The organism is Dellaglioa sp. CoH-55-MRSF-7, assembly GCF_056782235.1.
This window is the reverse complement of sequence record NZ_JBXAYI010000015.1, coordinates 1-1,818: the sequence shown is the minus strand read 5'-3', so window position 1 is coordinate 1,818 and position 1,818 is coordinate 1. Positions and strand designations below refer to the sequence as shown.

At 33.3% G+C, this 1,818-nt stretch carries 1 protein-coding gene and 3 pseudogenes; 1 reads left to right on the top strand and 3 read right to left on the bottom strand.

The annotated features are described in order from the left end of the window. Positions 1-245: 245 nt before the first annotated feature. From AC1RPU_RS07560 to AC1RPU_RS07550, 3 genes and pseudogenes are all read right to left on the bottom strand, one after another. Positions 246-449: pseudogene (locus tag AC1RPU_RS07560) on the bottom strand (GNAT family N-acetyltransferase); the annotation flags it as partial. A 183-nt stretch (positions 450-632) separates the two neighbouring features. After that, positions 633-956: a DMT family transporter gene (locus tag AC1RPU_RS07555; protein ID WP_047916691.1), complete on the bottom strand. Its 324-nt coding sequence runs from the start codon at positions 954-956 to the stop codon at positions 633-635. Positions 957-1,109: 153 nt separating this feature from the next. Next, a pseudogene (locus AC1RPU_RS07550) lies at positions 1,110-1,523 on the bottom strand (IS30 family transposase); the annotation flags it as partial. A gap of 113 nt (positions 1,524-1,636) precedes the next feature. Between AC1RPU_RS07550 and AC1RPU_RS07545 the strand changes: the two are divergent. Continuing rightward, a pseudogene (locus AC1RPU_RS07545) lies at positions 1,637-1,818 on the top strand (plasmid replication initiation protein); the annotation flags it as partial.

Sequence of the window (1,818 nt, the reverse complement as noted above, 5' to 3'; positions counted from 1 at the left end):
AAAAACAAAAAGTTAATCCTGAAAATTACATTTTTGGCGCAATGAGAAATACTTTTGAAGTGTGGTACAGCGAATACCTGCAATCATTAAGTTAAAATGGCTACATTAGCTCATATAAGAGCCATAGAGAAACTTTAAAAGCAACAGGTGTGACAGAATTAGCGGTTTATCAAAAAGGAAAGCGAATTATGGTTACATTACCAGTCTAAAAAAACGTCCTCAACATCAAAAGTGAGGACGTTTTTTTAGATTTCTTTTTCTAAAATCGGACAAATACGATCTTGTTTTCCTAAAGGAAAATGTTTTATCCCGATTTTTTTAAATCCATGACGTTCATAAAAACGAATGCCTGCATAATTTTTTTCATAAACAGTCAAACGTAAATAACGTTTTTGTTTCGTTTTAGCATAACGATTCGCTTCATCGAGTAACCGTTGCCCTAACCCTTTGCGTACACGTTTTTGGAACGTCTACGCAAAGGCTTTTAGCAATCAAATTACTCACTATTATATCAAATATTTCAATTAATTAACCCGTTTTCAAATATTTATATTCTAAGCATAATAAAAAGACACACCAGGTGCCTTTTGTTTATTATAATATTTATACAGCTAGTCGTTTTTTATTTTGGTTTAATGACCAGGACCATACAAGTTTAAAATGACAACTCCTGACAAAATTAATACAATTCCTAAGACGCTGCTCAGATTAATAGATTCTTTCCAAACGACTACTGCCAAAACAGTTGTCAATACAATTCCTAAGCCAGCCCATAAAGCGTAAGCAACACTCAAGTTTATAGTTTTCATAGCTAATGCTAAAAAATAAAAACTTGCACCGTATGAAACTAAAGACCCCACAGTTTCCCAAAGCGAACTGAATCCGTTTGAAGCTTTTAACAAATTCGTTCCCAAGAGTTCACCTAGAATCGCGAGCCCCAAAAATATATATCCCATTAAATTACACCTACCTTTTTTTTTATAACGAAAATAATGCCAAAAATGAAAAAATTCATTAGTCGGCGTTTTTTAGCTAGCCACAACCCAGCTATTCGTATATTTTTTATTATACAATTTTACAATTTACTCCGCTTAATTGCAATGTCGTTTTTAATTATTCTCGAATTCTTGTTTTTTAACTTCAAGCATACGTTGTTTACGCTTTTCATAAGCTCTACGGTAACGTTGCATGGCTTTATATTCCTGCTCAAAGACTACCATAGGTCGTTTACCGTCAAGTGCCTGTCTCAATGGCATAGCATTCATTTTTGAAGCTACTTCATCTAATTGTCGTTGTTTCACATCTTTAAATGACGTGCCTTTAGGGTACCAATCACGTAGCTTACGGTTTCTGTTTTCATTTGAACCACGTTGTTGTGGTGATGACGGTGTGGCATAGTATAGCTTAATTTTAAGCTCTTTTTGAACATATTCTAAAAAGTCCCATGAGATAAATTCAGAACCATTGTCGGCTGTTATAGTACGCACAGCTTTGCCATAACGCTCATAAAACAACCTAAATGCATTGAAACACTTGACTTCTGGTAGAAAAATAGTCCATCTTTTTAGTATAAGAGCAGGATCATTTGCAGACCATAAACTAATTAACTTTATGGTCTGCAAATGATCCAAAGAAAATGGAAAAAATGATTGGGATTATTTTTAATGCTAAAAAGGCAAGTGAAACATTTATTACTCAACAAACAGGAAAACCAACAACTATCTTTTTAGATAACTACGAGGATTTGCAACATGACATCACAGTTTCATTGAGAAGAACATTTAACGCTATTAGAAATAAACAGGATAAAAAACAAAA